Raw genomic sequence first — 18,005 nt, forward strand, 5'->3', positions numbered from 1 at the left:
GATTGCGCATCAGCCTAGGTGTTCGGCGAAGAACTCTGCCGTACGCTTGTCGGCCAGCTGCGCGGCATCTTCGCTACGCCGTTTGCCGAATTCGGTAGCAAAGCCGTGGTCCAGCCCTTCATAGTCGTAGAGCGTCACCTTGGGATGATCGTCCAGACCGTCATGCATTGCTTTCTGCGTGTCCTTGTCGACGAAGCCGTCTTCGGTCGGAATATGCAGCATCAGCGGATTGGCGATGGCATTCTTCTCGCGCAGCAACTCGTCGATACCAACCCCGTAATAGCCGACTGTGGCGTCCGCATCGGTTCGCGCTGCGGTCATATAAGCCAAGCGGCCGCCAAGGCAGTAGCCGACGGCACCGACCTTTTTCACACCTTCGCGTTCGCGGATGTGATGAATGGTCGCCTCTATATCGCGAATGCCCTGATCCTGGTTGAACTTGCCCATCAGGTCGAGCGCGCGCTGGAATTCCGGTTCGACATCGGGGTCGAGCTCGATGCCCGGCTCGAGCCTCCAGAACAAATCCGGCGCAACGGCAAGATAGCCGTCTTCTGCCAGCTTGTCGCATTTGCGCCGGATGCCGGCGTTTACCCCGAAGATTTCCTGGATCACGACGATGGCCGCCTTCGGTGTGTCCGCAGGGCGCGCGACATAGGCGTCGAATTCTTCATTGTCGGTCAGGCTCGTTACGGTGACGGTTTCGCTCATGGGCGGGGGGCTCCCTCGATTTGATTGGTGTCTGTGCTTGCGTGACGCGGTGTGCGGACCCAAATAGGATCTCGCATACCATAACGGAGGAAACGCAATGAAGGTCCACGTCGAAATCGATTGCACGCCTGAAGAGGCGCGGACTTTCATGGGTCTTCCCGATGTGGGCAAGGCGAACGCCGTTTATGTCGACATGATGTCGAAAGCGATGAAGGGCGTAAGCAGCACCGATCAGCTGCAGGAATATGCCAAGCAGCTCGCCCCGATGGGTCAGGCCGGTTTCAAACTGTTCCAGAGTTTCATGGAAGGGGCCAACGCCGGTCGATCTTCGTCGCAGAGCAAGCCTACAGATAGCGACTGAGGTAAACTCGCCCGATGGCTGACACGATTTACGCGCTGTCCAGCGGCGCGCCACCTGCAGGCATCGGCGTTATACGGATCAGCGGTCCTCGGGCAGGGGAAGCTCTGTCGCTGATGGCAGGCGGGCTTCCGCCGCCCCGCTCGCCGCGGTTGAGGATATTGCGGAATGGCGAGGGTGATGCGCTGGATCAGGCGCTGGTGATGTGGTTCGCGGGACCGAATACGGCCACGGGTGAGGATCTTGCGGAAATTCATTGCCACGGGGGGCGGGCGGTGGTTGCGGCCCTTCTTGCGGCATTGTCCAGTATCGACGGGTTACGGGAAGCGGAACCGGGTGAATTCACCCGCCGCGCCTTCAGCAATGGCCGTATCGATCTGGCTGAAGCCGAGGGTCTGGCCGATTTACTTTCAGCTGAAACCGAATTGCAGCGCCGCGGTGCGCTGCTCGCAGCTGGGGGAGATTTGTCCCGCCGGATTGAAGGATGGCGGGACCGTGTACTTGGCCTCGCCGCGTCAATCGAAGCGGTGATCGATTTCGCGGATGAGGATGATGTATCGCTTCCTGCATCCTTTTCACGTGAACTCGACGAACTGATTGGCGAAATCCGGGCGACATCGCAGCGACCGGCGACCGAGAGGTTGAGGGACGGCATTCGCGTCGTACTTGCCGGACCTCCCAATGCCGGAAAATCGTCTCTATTCAACGCATTGCTGTCCGACGATGCAGCCATCGTGACGAGTGAGGCCGGGACCACGAGGGATGTCCTTGAACGCCCGGTTTCTATCGGCGGCGTTCCCCTCGTTTTGGTCGATACAGCCGGTATGCGCGATAGCGGCGCAGGTGCGATCGAAGAGATGGGCATCGAACGCGCGCGCAAGGAGGTTGCGAATGGGCACATTGTTCTATGGCTCGGCGCTCCGGATGATCTGCCTGCTGGCGCGATCCAGATCAGCGCGAAATCCGACCTTGGGGCAGGGCAGTCGGAAGGCTTGGAAGTTTCGGCTGTAACTGGATTTGGCTTGTCTGAATTGACGGACATGTTGGTTGAGAAGGCGCGGGAAGTTTTACCTCCTGTCGATCAGATCGCCTTCAATCGTAGGCAGCGGGAATGGGCCCAGACTGCGGCGCAGAGCCTGGAGGTTGTAGATACACATTCGGATTTGTTGATCGCTGCCGAGAATCTCAGGGCCGCGCGGCGGGCGCTTGATCGTCTGGTTGGTCGGGATTCTACGGAAGAGATGCTCGACGCTTTGTTTGGTCGGTTTTGCATCGGTAAATAGTGTTTCACGTGAAACATGGGCCTTTGACGCGCAAGCGTGCCTTCAGTAAAGCGCCTGCATGCACCAGTTCGATGTAGTTGTAGTCGGTGGCGGTCACGCCGGCGTCGAAGCAGCCTGCGCTGCTACGCGCATAGGTGCGCGCGTTGCGCTTGTCTCGCTTGATATCGACAAGGTCGGGTCGATGAGTTGCAACCCGGCTATCGGCGGCTTGGGCAAAGGTCATCTGGTTCGGGAAGTGGATGCTCTTGACGGAGTCATCGGCAGGGCCGCGGATGCTGCGGCGATTCATTATCGCATGCTCAATCGGTCCAAGGGCAGTGCGGTATGGGGCCCCCGTGTACAAGCGGATCGGTATCTGTTTCACCAGGCCGTTCAGCAGGTGGTTCGCAAGGACTCGTTGCTCGAACTGGTAGAGGGAGAGGTAGCCGCACTCCGGTTGGAGGGAGATCGAGTTGCCGGGATCGAGCTGGCGAGTGGCGACAGGCTCGAGGCTTCTGCGGTAATATTGTGCACAGGCACGTTCCTCGGCGGCGTTCTTTATCGAGGGGAAGAGCGGTTCGAAGGCGGCCGTATCGGGGAGGGCGCAGCGCACCGGCTCGCTTCACAGATGCGGGATGCAGCGCTTCCCATGGGCCGGCTAAAGACTGGCACACCGCCCCGGCTGGATGGTCGGACCATCGACTGGGCGCGTCTGGAAGAGCAAGCTTCGGACGAGGAAGTCTGGACCATGAGTGCGCTTTCTACCCGGCGCGTCAATCCGCAGATTTTCTGCGCTATCACGCGCACCAACGAACGCGCTCATGAGATTATTCGCGCCAATCTCGATCGGTCGCCGCTTTTCTCTGGGGCTATCGGCGCTGCGGGCCCCCGCTATTGTCCATCGATCGAAGACAAGATTCACCGCTTTGCCGATCGGGATGGTCACCAGGTTTTCCTCGAACCGGAGGGGCTGAATACCAGCCTCGTTTATCCCAACGGCATCTCTACCTCGCTGCCCGCGGACGTGCAGTTGGCTATGCTGCGGGAGATGGATGGTCTGGGAAGGGTTGAGATGGCGGTTCCAGGCTACGCCGTCGAATACGATCACATTGATCCGCGCGCTCTCTCGTCATCCCTTGAGTTACACGCGATCCCCGGTTTGTATTGTGCGGGCCAGATTAACGGGACGACCGGTTATGAAGAGGCTGCCGCGCAGGGTCTGGTCGCTGGGATGCACGCCGCCGCGCGTGTAACTGGCGGCGAAGCCGTCCAGATGGATCGGTCCAATTCTTACATCGCGGTTATGCTGGATGATCTGACCCTGCAGGGCATTACCGAGCCATATCGTATGCTGACGTCGAGGGCGGAATATCGCTTGCGGCTCCGTGCGAGCAATGCGGATACGCGGCTGACCCCCTTGGGCATCGCCAGTGGCATCGTTGGAGCAGAGCGGGCGGAGTGGTATGAACGACGCGAAGAGCGCAGGGTGCGCTATTCCCGGCAGTTTGAGGCTCCCCTTCATTCGAAAACTCTGGCAGATGCGGGGTTTCACGTGAAACGTGATTTGGGTCCCCGTCCAGTTTCGGAATGGATCGGTGGCGGTCATGCTACTCTGGAAGAACTGCGCGCATGGACCGGCGAGGTTGATGCGTCGGATCCCCTAGCCGTGGAGATGGCGGAAGACGCCTTCTATGCCCCGTACCTTTCGCGACAGGATGCAGAGTTGGCCGATTTGCGTGCGAACGAAGCGCAATTTCTGGCCAGCGACTTTCCTTTTCATCAGGTGCCTGGCCTGTCGAATGAAATGATAGAGCGGCTCTCACGGGCGAAGCCGGAATCGCTGGCAGCAGCCGGTAGGATTCGCGGCGTAACGCCTGCAGCCATCGCGGCTTTGCTCGTTCATGCGCGCAAGCTGGAAAGCAGAGCGGCATGATCACCGACGAAGATCAGGCAAAGCACTACGTGTCCGATCTGTGTGACGCCGCTGCTATGGATAAGCTCGAAACACTCACGGCTGAACTGGCACAGGAGAACGAGCGTCAGAATCTTGTTGCACGTGCAACACTCGAAACGGTGTGGCAGCGGCATATTGCGGACTCGGCCCAACTCCTGAAATGGGGCGGGGAGGGCTCATCATGGCTCGACCTCGGCAGTGGCGCGGGGTTCCCCGGTCTCGTCATCGCCGTCATGCGCCCTCAACTGTCGGTTGTACTTGTCGAATCGCGGAAGCGAAGGGTGGAATGGCTTGAGCGCATGATTGCCGAACTCGACCTGCAGAACTGTCGTGTAGAAGGCGCTCGTCTCGAGAGTGTAGAGGCGTTCCCTGCCGGCACAATCTCTGCCCGCGCCTTTGCGCCTCTGGATCGGTTGCTCGCGTTATCCGCACGCTTCTCCACAAAGGATACCTTTTGGGTGTTGCCGAAGGGGCGGTCTGCATCGCAAGAAGTAAAAGACCTGCCGAAGAATCACGGTAAGATGTTTCACGTGGAACAATCTCTCACCGATCAGGACGCAGGAATTGTCGTCGGCCGCGGACAATGGAGCAAGAACCAATGATCACCATCGCCATAGCCAACCAGAAGGGCGGGGTGGGCAAGACGACCACCGCGATCAATATCGCCACGGCGATGGCGGCAACCGGGTGGAAAACGCTGCTGATCGATCTCGATCCCCAAGGCAATGCTTCGACGGGCCTCGGGGTCGCCAGTTCCGCACGTGAAAACACCAGCTACGATCTCCTTCTTCAACAGGCGACATTGTCCGAATGCGCCCAACCGACCGAAATTCCCGGACTCGACATCGTCCCGGCCACCCAGGACCTTTCCGGCGCCGAAGTCGAACTGGTTTCCGTCGACGATCGAACCGCTCGTCTTACGCATGCACTTCATCAACAAACTCCCGGTGGTTTCACCGGTTACGACGTGTGTTTCATCGATTGCCCCCCGTCACTGGGGCTTTTGACACTCAACGCCCTGTGTGCTGCCGATACCCTGCTCGTACCCCTGCAGTGCGAATTCTTTGCCTTGGAAGGGCTCAGCCAGCTCCTTCAGACCGTTGAGCGGGTTCAGCAGGGTTTCAATTCCTCGCTGGGCATCGTCGGTGTCGTCCTGACGATGTTCGATCGACGCAATCGCCTGACTGACCAAGTCGCCGACGATGTGCGCGATTGCCTCGGTAACCTCGTGTTCGAGAGCGTGATCCCGCGCAATGTCCGCCTGTCGGAGGCGCCGAGCCACGGCATGCCGGCTCTCGTCTACGACCACAACTGCCCGGGCAGCCGTGCTTATATCGGTCTCGCTCGTGAGCTTATCGGGCGGTTGCCTGAAAACCGGAAAGCCGCATGAGCCAGACAAACGCTGAACGAGGAGCGCATCCCATCGACCGCAAGAAGAAGCTCGGCAAAGGTCTTGGCGCCCTGCTCGGGGAAACGCGTCGCGAGGAACCGCTGGTGGCGCGGGAATCAAGTAACGACAGTAATCAATCGTCGATGCCGGACAGTTCCGGGCGCGCAACCATGTCGGAAGGCCTGGCTTCGATCCCGGTGGCCGACATCGAACCGCTACCCGGACAGCCAAGAACCCGCTTCGATGAAGAAGCGCTAGATTCGCTCGCGTCGTCCATCGCCGAGCGCGGTGTCATTCAGCCGATCATCGTATCGCCGCTGGGCAGGGGGCGTTACCGCATCGTCGCCGGCGAACGCCGCTGGCGCGCTGCGCAGAGAGCGCGGTTGCACCAGATCCCGGCACTCGTCCGAGAACTCGACCAGCGCGAGGTCATGGCTCTCGCCCTCATCGAGAACCTCCAGCGCGAGGACCTCAACCCCGTCGAAGAAGCGCGGGCCTATCAGAAGCTCGCGGAAGACGAGGGCATGACCCAGGCTGATATTGCCAAGCTGGTCGACAAGTCACGCAGCCACGTCGCCAACTTTCAACGTCTTCTGGCGCTCCCGGATACCGTGCTTACCTTTCTGGCAGAAGGTTCGCTCTCCATGGGCCACGCGCGCGCGCTTATCGGACGTGAAGATGCGCCGGAGATGGCTCAAAAGGCTGTCTCCGAAGGCCTGTCCGTCCGTCAGATGGAGGCCCTGACGCGAAAACCGCGTAAGAGTGGCAGTGGCGAAAAGGCGCGACCGGAGCAGACAGCGGAGGGAAATGCGGATATCTCGGCCGTGCAGGGGCATCTCGAAGAATTCCTCGGCATGCCGGTAAAGATTACCACGGATGCCACACCAAACACCGGAAGCGTGACAATCCGGTATCGCACGCTAGATCAATTAGATCTGATCTGTCAGAGACTTACGGGCGGAGACATTTAGCAGGGCAGCACTCCAACGTGCCCTCAAACCCTTTGTTTACCCTAATGGTGCAATACGGGTCACTACTGACCTGCTATGGCACTTCCCATTCGCCTTTGTCCGATATTGATCGGCGCGGCAGCTCTCGGCGCTGCTCACACTCCCGCTGAGGCGCGGGAAAATGCGGCCGATCTCCAGGTCAATGTGGCAATCGTCGACGGGTGCACCGTCACGACTACAGACGTCGCATTTGGCTTGATCATCGGAACGAGAGGTACCCTTCGATCGACAGGTGCGGTCGATGTTCAGTGTACCGCCAATCTCGATTTTGCGATCTCCATGGACCGTGGCCAGCACAGCCAAGGCATCAACCGCAGAATGCGCAACGCGACGAGCGGGGCGTACATGCGATACAATCTCTACTCCGATCCAGCCTATTCCCGTCGCTGGACCGATCAACGTGCCGGGCAGGTTCGCGGCAATTCAGGCTCGACCGGATCAATCGCTTTTCCCGTCTATGGCGAACTGACCTTCGACGGGTCTGCTGTGACCGGACGCTATGAAGACAGCGTCACAGTAACCGTCGAATTCTAGCGCATCTCTTGCGCCGCACCTTTCTCCACTCGTAGAATCAACAATTTAATGGAGAGATGCACTCGGACGCGCTGTCATTCCGAACCCTCGCGGCCTGCTTAACGGAATCTATACCGCCAGTAAGTATTTTCCGAATCACCCGCTTGGAACAGGGTTTAGGAGATCAACAAATGCGTAAGATTATTCTGGTCGCCGCCAGTGCTGCCGGTGTGGTCGCTGCAACGCCCGCCGTTGCCGGTACCAACTCGGCCACTCTGACCGTCACCGCCGAAGTCCTCGAATCATGCGAGGTAAGCGACGCTACACTGGCCTGGACTGGACTGGGCGTGCTCAACGGCGCCAACCACGACACCAGCACCTCGATGTCACTCACATGCACCGACGGTTCCGACTTCAACGTAACTATGGGGGCCGGCGGAAACGCAAATGCGGGCCAGCGCTACATGGCCGGCTCGGGCACGGACAAGATTCCGTACAGCCTCTATCTCGGTGTTCCTGCTTCGGGCACGCTTCTCGCCGTCAACAATGCCATCGCGGCTGGAACTGGTACTGGCAGCGCGCAGACGCTCACTATCGGCGGTCGCATTCCTTCGACTGCAGGCAACGTAGCGGCCGACACCTATTCGGACTCGGTTGCCGTCACGGTTACCTTCTGATCCTCGTCCGGCGGGTTTCGGCCCGCCGGTCGCCACTCCGGATAGCCAATCATGATAACACGTCTCGCAGCCATACTGGCTACTGCTTCGCTCATACCGTCTAGCGGAGTGCTCGCCCAGGAAGCGCCGGCCAACGCTACCTCATCGGCTCCGTCGGCGCGCGTAACGGTAGCGCCGCTCCGTCTCGAGATGGATGGTGAGAAAATGCAGGAGACGCTCCGGGTTATCAATCCTTCGGATCGACCGATCGGTATCCAGGTCAGAGCATTCGACTGGACACAATCCGATGGCGAAGACGTCTATGCCCCTACGACGGATGTACTCGTTTCACCGGCGATTGTGGTCATTCAGCCCGGCGATACGCAGTTCTTTCGCGTACAACGCCGCGCGCTCCCGCCTGAGGGTGAACGCCGTTATCGAGTAGCGATTGATCAGCTACCTGATCCCGAGCAGGCGCAAAGCGGTACCGCGATGACGCGTATCCGTTTTACTATTCCGATGTTCGTGGACCGCGCGGCGGCAATCCCCGCCGATCTAGAATGGACCGTTAATGGCGATACGTTGCGGGTCGCAAATCGCGGTCAACAATCCGCTCGTATGGTTAGTTTGGCCCTTACCAACACGGTTAATTCACCGGTCGAAATCGATGGAGCATCGCTCCATTACGTGCACGGCGGCTCATGGCTCGAATGGAAGCTGCCAGCGGGGTGTCCCACAGGACCGCTAACCCTTCAGGCGCGTATCGAGGGCGACACGCAGCGTGTCCAGGTTCCTGTTATCTGCAGCTAAATCATTCGCTGCGGCTTGGCTGGTTGCGACGGGCGTCTTCATGGCGCCCGTCAGCCTGTTCGCCCAAGCGAACGATCCGTTTGCGATCGAAAGGGATCTCACTCTCAAGAGTGCCGTGGAGGCCGAAAAAGATGGGCCCGGGCTGAGTGCGATCTTCGTCGACGGCGTTGAGCAAAAACGCATGGTCGACCTCAAGTGGATCGATGGTGAGCTTGCCATTCTGGCCGAATCCGCGGTGGCTGCTGGCCTACCTATAGAAGAGGAAAGTAGCGGATATCTCAAACTCAAGACAATGCAGATAGCCCGGTTCGAATTCGACCGGATTACCCAGCAGCTCACGGTAAAGAGATATCGAAAAGGCGATGGGCCCAACGACGTAAATGTTGCGCGGCGCAACTATGACCCCGGAGAAATGTCGCCTCTCCTCGCCGGGATCGTCGATTACAGCCTGACCGCCACCCGATCCGGTGGCAAAAGCGATTTGGGCGCATATGTCGCGCCACGGGTGACTTACGGAAATCTCATCCTTGGCAGTGCCTTCACCTATCGCACGAACGTAGACGCTTCGGAGGACAAATTGGTTCGCCTCAACACAACGGCGACACTTGCCCTGCCCGAAAAGGCTCTTCTGATCAGCGCTGGCGACGTGATCACCCTAGGTAGCGAAGTGCAGCGCCCGCTCCGGGTTGGCGGCATACAAATCGGCTCAGATTTCGCGCTCAGGCCAGATCTCATCACCAATCCGCTGCCACAATTTCAAGGGCAGGTGGCAGTACCGACATCCGTCGATCTTATCGTCAACGACCGCCGCTTCCAGTCTTCGGAGATCGAGGCGGGCGAGTTTCGCGTCCACAACATCCCGATGGCCGCGGGGCGTGGCGAAGTGTCCGTCGTCTTGCGCGATGAACTTGGGCAGGAGACGGTCCAGACAGCGCGAATATATACCGCCCCGGAAATGCTGGACAAAGGCCTCAGCCAGTGGGGGGCGGCCACCGGCTGGATCCGACGAAGATTCGGTACACGTAGCAATGACTATCGAGACCTTGTCGGAACGTTCTACGTCCGAAGAGGACTGACAAGGTCACTCACCGTCGGCATGTCCGGCGAAGCGGGCGTCGGACTGTGGAATGTGGGCGCTCAGGCGCAAGGCACAATTGGCGCGGTGGCCATGCTTTACGGCGAGGCGCGGTACAGCCGCACTTCTCGTGAAATGGGAGCTCTGTTGAAGCTCGGTGCCGAATCGGTCGGGAGGGGTGTCTCCGGCCGTGTAGAGGCAGTGCTGCCGACCAAAGGATATCGCGACATTGCGGCCCAGTCCGGCGACGGCCCGGTCCCCAGACAATTCATAGGGTCTTTGGATTTTGACCTTGCCGATTCAACACGATTTCAGTTCTCTGTAGCTCGCCTGTCGAGGCCTTTCGATCCGTCGCAACTGATTTCGGCGGAGAAAACAACCGTTCTGCGCGCGGCGGCGCGTCATGAACTGACCGACCGGATGACGCTCGCAGCCGATGTCAGCTTTCGCAAGTCCGCGGGCCGTAGTGAACTTGTGGCGGGGCTCAATCTCAACATGAGGTTCGGGCCGCGCACGAGCGCCAGCGCATCGTTGCAGCACACGGCGGCGGAGACCGTGGCCGCACAGCTCAGCTATTTCCGGCCAGATACCGAAATCGGCGAGTTCGGCTATGCCGCACATGCAAGGGTCGGCGAGCGTTCGCGGTATGCGGGGACGGTTGCCTATCGCGCGCCGTTTGCGCGCGTGGCAGCGGATGCCGAATATGCGGCGGGGAATGTTGCCGCGCGCGTGCGAGCGGAAGGATCGCTGGTCATCGCCGACAAGCGAATCTTTGCGCGAGACAGGGCATCGGATGCCTATGCGCTGGTGCGCACCGGCAACGTGGGGGGCGTTACGGTGACCCATGAGCATCGGGAAGTCGGCCGTTCGGACGACAGCGGGCGGCTGCTGGTTACGCGCATCACCCCTCTCGTACCGATGCAGTTCGATATCGCCCCAGACAAGCTTCCTTCGGCCGCCGTAGCAAGGTCCACATTCCGCAGGATGCAGGCATCGCGCGGTGGCGTGGTTCTGGTCGATATGGACATAGAGGAGTATCGGTCCGTGCTGCTGCGAGTAATCGATGAACGCGGCGAACCGTTACCGGTCGGCAGCACCATCGTGGCCTTGCCATCGGGCCGTGAATACATGGTCGCGTTTGATGGCCTGGTGGATTTTAACGGCCTGTCCACCGATGACTGGATCGCCCCTGGGGCAGATGTGCGCGACAAGTGCCGGACTGGCTTGCCGAAATTCGATCCCGACAGCTTCGAAATGCCCGAACTTGTGGCGCATTGCACATCACGCGCCATCGCGCTCAAGGATTAGTTGCCCGATGTACGCTCGCGGTAAATTACTCGTTGAGGCACCGAAACGGTAACCGGCACCAGCATGTACTGCCCGGGCTGAACGTACTGAACGCTTCCCGCTTCGGCGGTTACACTGCGCATGTAATCGTCGAGATAGGCTTCACATTGCCCGTAGCTGTCGCTGCGCGATCGGTTGCGATCGTCGATGGCATCGCCGATGGCCATGCCTGCGGCAACGCCTGCGCCCGCACCAATGAGCGTACCTGGGGCGCGATGGCCCGCGCCGGCGATGCGGTTGCCCAGAACGCCTCCGGCGACACCCCCGATCAAGGCACCCATAACCTTTCCGCGCTCGCTTTGATTGTCATACGTGTCCAGGCGAGCGCGGCATTCATCCAGCCAGGCTAACCGATCGAAGGCAACAACCTGACCACCCGCCGGCAGATAGGTCGCGGCATTGTAAGTGGTCGTCCCCGGGACATTTTCCGTCCGACTGGTACCAGGCCCCGGCGCGCTACGGGACGCATCGCGATAGATCACGGGAGCGGGCCCTGCTGCCGGTGTTGGCGTGGTAACGAAATCGGCACCTGCGCGGGCAGGGATGGAGCGAGCCGCCGGGACGGTTTCATTGCCAGCATAGGCTGAATCCGACGGATCGATCGTCTGGATCGTCGGATTGCTCACGAAGACGGGGGCTGCGTTGCTCTGCACAGCTTGTTCGGCTTCCGCTGCGTCCTCTGTCACCGTTTCCGTGACGACATCATCATCGAGTTCCGGCAAGGGCTGTGCGAATTCATACTGCCCGACCTCATAGGGTATGGTGCTCTGTGCGAAGGCGCCGAACGGTATCAACGCCAGACTGGAGACAGTAAGAACAATGGCGGCGCGAGCGTTCATGATGCGTGCTCCTTCGGGCGACTCGGCTCGAGCCCGTTCGTGATCGCCATTCGTTAGCAGCCGCCAACCCGCGCGCAAAAGCGCGCTCGCGGGTGTGCCGTGATGGGGCAGGGGTTGTCAGATCCGCGTAGATAACATGGCGGCGACGGCCTCGATGCCCGCGGCGTCTTCAGAGTCAAAGCGGGCCGGTTTCGGACTGTCGAGATCGATCACCGCAATGACATGGCCATCGCGCGCAACGGGCACAACGAGCTCCGAATTGGTTACCGCATCGCAGGCGATGTGCCCGGGAAAGGCGTGTACATCTTCTACGAGCTGAGTCTTGCCTTTGCTCGCAGCTATGCCGCAGACACCCTGACCGAGCGGAATGCGGATACAGGCCGGGCGACCCATGAAGGGGCCAAGCACCAATTGCCCGTCCACGACCCTGTAAAAACCCGACCAGTTCAGATCCGGCAGGAAATCCCACAACAAGGCCGCGATATTCGCCATATTGGCCACCGCGTCCGGTTCGCCCGCGGTCAGCGCATCGGCTGCATCGAGCAGCTGGCGGTAGGTTTCGGGCTTGGGCGTATCGGGAGCGGGGCGAAAATCGTACATGCCGGGCGATGTAGCGGCGAACTGGCTGCTCGCAAGCCCCATTGCTCCGCGGCGCGCGGTCGCTTATCCGGTGCGCATGAGTATTCTCAAGAAACTGGGCATCGCGCTCGTTGTCATCCTGCTGGTCGTTGCCGTCGCGGGTTATTTCCTCACACGCGGCGATACGGCCGACGTTCCGTTCGATGATGTCGTCGGGACCGACCCGACATTGCAGGAAGCGAATGCGGAAAGCATTCCCACTGTCGCGGTCGCCAAGCCGGTGGGATGGGCTGCCAACGAAGTTCCCGCTGCTGCGGAAGGGCTTGCAGTCAATCGGTTTGCGGAAGGGCTGGATCATCCGCGTACCCTGCAGGCGCTGCCAAATGGCGACATCCTCGTTTCGCTGACCCGCGCCCCGAAGAGCGAAGAGAGCGGCGGTATCACCGGATGGATTGCCAATCTGCTGATGTCGCGCGCCGGTGCCACTGGAGAATCGCCGAACCAGGTCGTTCTGCTTCGCGATGCGGACGGCGATGGCAAAGCCGAAATTCGCCAGGTACTGCTGGATGGCCTCAACTCTCCATCCGGTCTGGCCTGGGGTGATGGCACGCTCTACGTCGCCAACAACGACGCCGTGCTTGCCTATCCTTACAAGCTGGGGGCCACTCGTGTATCGGGCCAGCCACGCAAGATCGCCGATCTTGCGCCCGGGGGCGGACACTGGATGCGCAACCTGGCGCTGCATCCCGACGGCAACCGCCTCTACGCGGCTGTCGGGTCGGATACGAACATTGCCGACAAGGGACTCGAGGTCGAAGAAGGCCGTGCGTTGATCTGGGAAATCGACCTTGAGACTGGCCGCCAGCGCATGTTCGCAGGCGGCTTGCGAAATGCCAATGGGCTCGATTTCAGCCCATGGTCGGGAGAACTATGGACCACCGTCAACGAACGCGACATGCTCGGTTCTGACCTGGTGCCGGATTATCTGACCAATGTGCCGATCGGTGCGAATTACGGTTGGCCGTGGGTCTATTACGGCAACAACTTCGATCGCCGCGTGAAATATCCGATCCCCGAATATATCAACTACGTTCGTACCCCCGAATATGCCCTGGGACCGCACGTGGCTGCCCTCGGTTTTGTCTTTAGTAAAGAAGGCGCAAAGATGGGCGACAGGTTCGGCAGCGGCGCATTCGTCGCCCAGCATGGATCCTGGAACCGCAAGCCGCCGTCTGGTTATGACGTCGTCTATGTTGCATTCGACGAGCGCGGGAACCCTACCGGTAAGCCCGTGCCCGTGCTGACCGGCTTCCTCAAAGACGATGGGACGACGCGTGGTCGTCCGACCTGGGTCGAATGGGCGGGCGATGGGTCTCTGCTCGTGTCCGACGACACCGCCGGAATCATCTGGCGTGTCTTCGCCCCCGGTGCACAGGGGCAGGGCGCAATCGGCCGGATCACCGGTGACCGTTTGCCCCCGCAGCGCGAACTGCGGGGACAGGAAGCTACCTTCGGTGCAGACGATTACGCGCGCCGGGTGACGGCGGAATAGCCTACCCCGCCAACTGCTCGGCGGTCAGCGTGTAAAGCGATTCGGCGCCTGCGGTCGCTGCCGCGGTTAGGCCACGTGCCTCGGGCACGATCCGGTCGAGAAAGAACCGAACGCTAGCGGCCTTTGTGGTCGCCAACTCCGGCGCAGCGCCGGCCTTGATCGCCCGCAGCTGGCGCAGCAATTGCCATCCGGCAACGGCCACCGCGAGCATGGTGCAGAAGGGAACCGACCCGGCTAGGCGATCGTCCACGCTGGCATCAGCGCGCATCCATTTCGCCACTGTGTCGCAATCGGCAGCAAGCCCAGCAAGCGTCGGTTCGTCCTGCGCATCTCGGGCAACGTCGGCCGTCAGCGTCGCCAAGGAAGCGCCATCGTCGAGCGCGAGCTTGCGGGTGACGAGATCGGCGGCTTGGATACCGTTCGTGCCTTCGTAAATCGGCGCAATGCGCGAATCGCGCCAGTGTTGTGCGGCCCCGGTTTCCTCGATGAATCCCATGCCGCCATGGACCTGGACACCCAGGCTTGCCACTTCGATACCAATATCGGTTCCCCAGGCCTTGATCAGCGGGGTAAGAACCTCGCCGCGCATACGGGCGCCGGCATCGCCCAGCGTCCCGCGATCGACCTGTCCCGCCGTATAATACAGCAGCGCACGCGCGCCTTCAGTCAGGGCCTTCATGCGTAGCAGCATGCGGCGGACATCGGGATGATCGATGATGGCCACTGATGATCTGTTGGGCGATCCGGCGCGTGCGGATTGCACGCGTTCTTGCGCGTACGCAAAGGCTTGCTGCGTCGCCCGTTCGCCGATCTGAACCCCCTGATTGCCGACATTTATGCGCGCATTGTTCATCATGGTGAACATCGCCATCAGCCCGCGATTTTCGGCACCAACCAGTTCGCCGATGCATTCGTCATTGTCGCCATAGCTCATAACGCAGGTGGGCGAGGCGTTAATGCCGAGCTTGTGCTCTACGCTTACGCATCGCAGGTCATTGTGGGATCCGAGCGACCCGTCCTCCTTCACATGGTACTTCGGCACCACGAACAGCGAAATACCGCGGGTACCTTCGGGCGCGTCGGGCAGCCGGGCGAGCACGAGGTGGATGATATTCTCGGCGAGATCGTGTTCACCCCAAGTGATGTAGATCTTCTGACCCTTGATCAGATATTTGCCTGCGTGCTCTCCCTCCGAGATGGGTCTGGCGGTCGTACGCAGTGCACCGACATCCGAACCAGCCTGAGGCTCGGTCAGGTTCATAGTTCCCGACCATTCGCCGCTCACCAGTTTGGGAAGGTATTTTTCCTGAAGTTCCGCAGAGCCATGATGGTCGAGCGATTCGATGGCGCCAACGCTCAGCATTGGAAGCAGGTTGAAGGCCATGTTTGCCGTGCCGAGGTTTTCGAGAACATTGCATGACAGGGTAAACGGCAGGCCTTGTCCGCCGAACCCGACGGGTCCGGAAATGGCATTCCAGCCCTGTTCGACATAATGCGCATAGGCTTCGGCAAATCCGTCAGGAAGGCGGACCACACCGTTCTCCAGTTTTGCGCCCTCGATATCGCCGATGCGATTGAGGGGCGCCCATTCCCCAGCAGCAAATTCGCCAATGCCGGCCACGATGGCCTCGACCATATCCGGTTCGGCGGCGGCAAATTTTTCGCTGTTCGCCAAATCGGCGATTCCGGCGTTTACGCGGATGGCGAGCAACTGGTCCTGGGTGGCGGGGGTGTAGGTCACGGGTAATCCTCTTGGCTTTGTGCCGAACGAGATATAGCGCGCGGGCATGAGCGGCAAATACGTTACGGAAACGATAGGGACCGATGCGCACGAAATTACACGCGCTGCACAGATATTGCGCGATGGAGGTCTCGTCGCCGTACCTACCGAGACGGTCTATGGCCTTGCCGCGCGCGCAGATAACGACGAGGCGGTGTCGCGGATCTATGGCGCAAAAGGTCGACCCGATTTCAATCCGCTCATCGTTCATGTGGCATCGCTGGAACTGGCGCGCAAGCTGGCCGACTTTTCCGACGTAGCGGAGAAGCTGGCGGCAGAGCACTGGCCGGGACCGCTCACCCTTGTGCTCCCGCGCCGCCGAGATGCCGGTCTTGCCGAGGCCGTGACAGCGGGGCTTGAAACGGTCGCGATACGCATGCCCTCGCACGCCGTCATGCGCGCCTTGCTCGAGAATAGCGGTCTGCCGATCGCCGCGCCATCCGCGAATCGCAGCGGTTTCATCAGCCCGACCTCGACGGCACATGTTCTCGCATCGCTCGACGGCAGGATCGACGCGGTGATCGACGGCGGCGTGTGCGAGCAGGGCCTGGAATCGACGATTGCGGCGGTTCGTGCGGATGGATATGTCGTCGTTTTGCGCCCAGGTCCCATACTTCTCGCGGCCTCGGCGGCAGATGGAAAGAATATCGAAGCGCCGGGGCAGCTTGCGAGCCATTACGCACCGGGCAAGCCCGTTCGGCTAATGGCTTCAGAAGTTGCGCCAGACGAGTTCTTGATCGGCTTCGGTGATCTGGCGGGCGATTGCTCGTTGTCGGACAACGGTGATCTCACGGAAGCGGCGTCACGCCTCTATGCCTGCCTTCACGAGGGAGCCTTGTCGGCCAAACCTCGCATCGCGGTCGCGGCAATTCCGGAAGTGGGCGTGGGAATTGCGATCAACGACCGGCTACGCCGTGCCGCCACTCCGCCCGATTGATCACTCGGGCTCGACCGGTATCGATGGAATGATCTGCTGCATCTCGGCGTAACTGTTGCGCGCATCGTCGCAGGCCCGGCGATTGCCATCCTTGCAGCGGTCGAGCTGCTTGTCGTAGTCCCGTTCCAACTGGGCAAGTCGGGCTTCCCGACGGCGAATTTCGCGGCCGCGCTTCTCGTCGGCTTCAGATTGGCTGGTAGTGGCCATATCGACACCCTTGCCGACTGCCTTCACCGGCAGCGTGGCAACATCCACCACTGTCTTTGCAAGGCAACCGGGCAAGGCAAGGGTCACAGGCAGCAGAATGATTAAGGCTAGACGGCGCATGGCGAAATCCTCTCGCCGCGCCGCCTAGCCTAAATAGCGTGAGCCGTCGATGAACTTACGTTTCGGGTGCTGCTGGAGCATCCGGCGCGGTCGGGCTCGAAGGGGCGTCAGGTGCAGTTTGTTCCTGCGTCGCCGTCCGGATATCGCGGCAGTTGAGCGTGCCTGACCCCATCGCGTTAACTGTGCAGTCTGCGCGGCCGTTTACCGTGATCGTTCCCGAGCCCATGATGCTGGCATCAACCTTCCCGTCCGAGGCGAATTCGGCATCGCCTGAGCCGGCAACGGATATGTCGGCATTGCCGACCTTGAGCCCGGCCATATCGGCCTTCCCGGATCCGGCTACGGTCATATCCAGCATATCGACGGTTCCGGCGCCTTCGAAGCTTCCCGATCCAGCAATGGTCAGATCCAATGAATCAGCGTCGAACCGGGCGACCTTGGCTTTCCCCGATCCAGCGATGGTGACATCGGCTTTGCCTCGCATGGAGGCTGCCTCGATATCGCCCGATCCTGCAAGCACCATCGCCGTAAGGCTGGGCATCGTCACCCGAATGGTGGCCACACCACTGATTTTTCCTATATCCTTGGCGCGGCCTATGCCCAAAGAGCCCTCGTCGAGCGAAAAACGCACCGCGTCGACTGCCGCGTCTTCTCCGGAGACGGCGATGTCCAGTTTTTCGCCTTCGGTGACAATTACCTTGTCCGGTCCGGCAAGAACAAGTTCGGTCGGCGCCGCACCGCTCATATCCAGCTCAGCCAGCGGCACACCGTCGCCATCACCGATGTGGATGTTCATGTTGTCGCACCCTGTTACAAGTGCTGCTCCAGCCAAGGCTGCGAGCGGGGCAAGGCCTTTCAGAATTCGGTGGATCATCGCGGTAGTATTCCTCTCGCTGCGGCAGTCCGTA

At 60.5% G+C, this 18,005-nt stretch carries 18 protein-coding genes; 12 read left to right on the forward strand and 6 right to left on the reverse strand.

The annotated features are described in order from the left end of the window. Positions 1–9: 9 nt before the first annotated feature. Positions 10–708 (reverse strand): dienelactone hydrolase family protein, encoded by a 699-nt coding sequence (locus tag K3177_RS02335; protein ID WP_196847272.1) that lies wholly within the window; start codon positions 706–708, stop codon positions 10–12. Positions 709–805: 97 nt separating this feature from the next. Between K3177_RS02335 and K3177_RS02340 the strand changes: the two genes are divergently transcribed. The 10 genes from K3177_RS02340 to K3177_RS02385 all read left to right on the forward strand — a co-directional run bounded on the left by K3177_RS02340 (position 806) and on the right by K3177_RS02385 (position 11,044). Next, positions 806–1,069, forward strand: coding sequence for a DUF6489 family protein (locus tag K3177_RS02340; protein ID WP_221596803.1), 264 nt, complete (start codon positions 806–808; stop codon positions 1,067–1,069). A gap of 14 nt (positions 1,070–1,083) precedes the next feature. After that, complete coding sequence (mnmE, locus tag K3177_RS02345; protein WP_221596805.1) at positions 1,084–2,349, forward strand: tRNA uridine-5-carboxymethylaminomethyl(34) synthesis GTPase MnmE; 1,266 nt, start codon at positions 1,084–1,086, stop codon at positions 2,347–2,349. Positions 2,350–2,407: 58 nt separating this feature from the next. Beyond that, positions 2,408–4,261, forward strand: coding sequence for a tRNA uridine-5-carboxymethylaminomethyl(34) synthesis enzyme MnmG (mnmG, locus tag K3177_RS02350; RefSeq protein ID WP_221596807.1), 1,854 nt, complete (start codon positions 2,408–2,410; stop codon positions 4,259–4,261). After that, positions 4,258–4,884, forward strand: a complete 627-nt coding sequence (gene rsmG, locus K3177_RS02355) for a 16S rRNA (guanine(527)-N(7))-methyltransferase RsmG (protein ID WP_221596809.1) — start codon at positions 4,258–4,260, stop codon at positions 4,882–4,884. Before mnmG ends, rsmG begins: the two co-directional genes overlap by 4 nt. Further along, a complete protein-coding gene (locus K3177_RS02360; protein WP_103024727.1) occupies positions 4,881–5,672 on the forward strand; it encodes a ParA family protein in 792 nt (263 codons plus the stop codon). The genes rsmG and K3177_RS02360 overlap by 4 nt, the downstream gene beginning before the upstream one ends. Continuing rightward, positions 5,669–6,643 carry a ParB/RepB/Spo0J family partition protein gene (locus K3177_RS02365; protein WP_221596811.1) on the forward strand — a complete coding sequence of 325 codons (975 nt, stop codon included), beginning with the start codon at positions 5,669–5,671 and terminating at the stop codon, positions 6,641–6,643. Before K3177_RS02360 ends, K3177_RS02365 begins: the two co-directional genes overlap by 4 nt. Positions 6,644–6,718: 75 nt before the next feature. Further along, positions 6,719–7,216, forward strand: coding sequence for a Csu type fimbrial protein (locus tag K3177_RS02370; RefSeq protein WP_221596813.1), 498 nt, complete (start codon positions 6,719–6,721; stop codon positions 7,214–7,216). Between the two features lie 170 nt (positions 7,217–7,386). After that, complete coding sequence (locus K3177_RS02375; protein ID WP_221596815.1) at positions 7,387–7,872, forward strand: Csu type fimbrial protein; 486 nt, start codon at positions 7,387–7,389, stop codon at positions 7,870–7,872. Between the two features lie 51 nt (positions 7,873–7,923). Continuing rightward, complete coding sequence (locus K3177_RS02380; protein WP_221596817.1) at positions 7,924–8,661, forward strand: fimbrial biogenesis chaperone; 738 nt, start codon at positions 7,924–7,926, stop codon at positions 8,659–8,661. Between the two features lie 40 nt (positions 8,662–8,701). After that, entirely contained in the window at positions 8,702–11,044 is a 2,343-nt protein-coding gene (locus K3177_RS02385; RefSeq protein ID WP_221596819.1) for a fimbria/pilus outer membrane usher protein, read from the forward strand. Here K3177_RS02385 and K3177_RS02390 read toward each other — a convergent pair. Beyond that, positions 11,041–11,922, reverse strand: coding sequence for a glycine zipper 2TM domain-containing protein (locus K3177_RS02390; RefSeq protein WP_221596821.1), 882 nt, complete (start codon positions 11,920–11,922; stop codon positions 11,041–11,043). The two genes, K3177_RS02385 and K3177_RS02390, sit on opposite strands and share 4 nt — an antisense overlap. A 117-nt stretch (positions 11,923–12,039) precedes the next feature. Next, entirely contained in the window at positions 12,040–12,522 is a 483-nt protein-coding gene (locus K3177_RS02395) for a GAF domain-containing protein (protein WP_221596823.1), read from the reverse strand. A 76-nt stretch (positions 12,523–12,598) separates the two neighbouring features. Between K3177_RS02395 and K3177_RS02400 the strand changes: the two genes are divergently transcribed. Then, the gene (locus K3177_RS02400; RefSeq protein ID WP_221596825.1) at positions 12,599–14,053 is read left to right on the forward strand and encodes a PQQ-dependent sugar dehydrogenase; all 1,455 of its coding nucleotides are present in this window, start codon (positions 12,599–12,601) and stop codon (positions 14,051–14,053) included. A gap of 1 nt (position 14,054) precedes the next feature. Here the strand turns inward: K3177_RS02400 and K3177_RS02405 are convergent, their stop codons facing one another. Next, positions 14,055–15,794 carry an acyl-CoA dehydrogenase family protein gene (locus tag K3177_RS02405; RefSeq protein ID WP_345725342.1) on the reverse strand — a complete coding sequence of 580 codons (1,740 nt, stop codon included), beginning with the start codon at positions 15,792–15,794 and terminating at the stop codon, positions 14,055–14,057. Between the two features lie 46 nt (positions 15,795–15,840). Here K3177_RS02405 and K3177_RS02410 point away from each other — a divergent pair, with 46 nt between their 5' ends. Then, positions 15,841–16,770 carry an L-threonylcarbamoyladenylate synthase gene (locus K3177_RS02410; protein WP_221596829.1) on the forward strand — a complete coding sequence of 310 codons (930 nt, stop codon included), beginning with the start codon at positions 15,841–15,843 and terminating at the stop codon, positions 16,768–16,770. Here the strand turns inward: K3177_RS02410 and K3177_RS02415 are convergent, their stop codons facing one another. Together K3177_RS02415 and K3177_RS02420 are read right to left on the reverse strand one after the other, a co-directional pair. Next, the gene (locus tag K3177_RS02415; protein WP_103024719.1) at positions 16,771–17,097 is read right to left on the reverse strand and encodes a hypothetical protein; all 327 of its coding nucleotides are present in this window, start codon (positions 17,095–17,097) and stop codon (positions 16,771–16,773) included. 55 nt (positions 17,098–17,152) lie between these two features. Continuing rightward, complete coding sequence (locus K3177_RS02420; RefSeq protein ID WP_221596831.1) at positions 17,153–17,971, reverse strand: head GIN domain-containing protein; 819 nt, start codon at positions 17,969–17,971, stop codon at positions 17,153–17,155. Positions 17,972–18,005: the final 34 nt, after the last annotated feature.

The sequence above is a fragment of the Qipengyuania pacifica genome (assembly GCF_019711555.1).
GTDB lineage: Bacteria > Pseudomonadota > Alphaproteobacteria > Sphingomonadales > Sphingomonadaceae > Qipengyuania > Qipengyuania pacifica.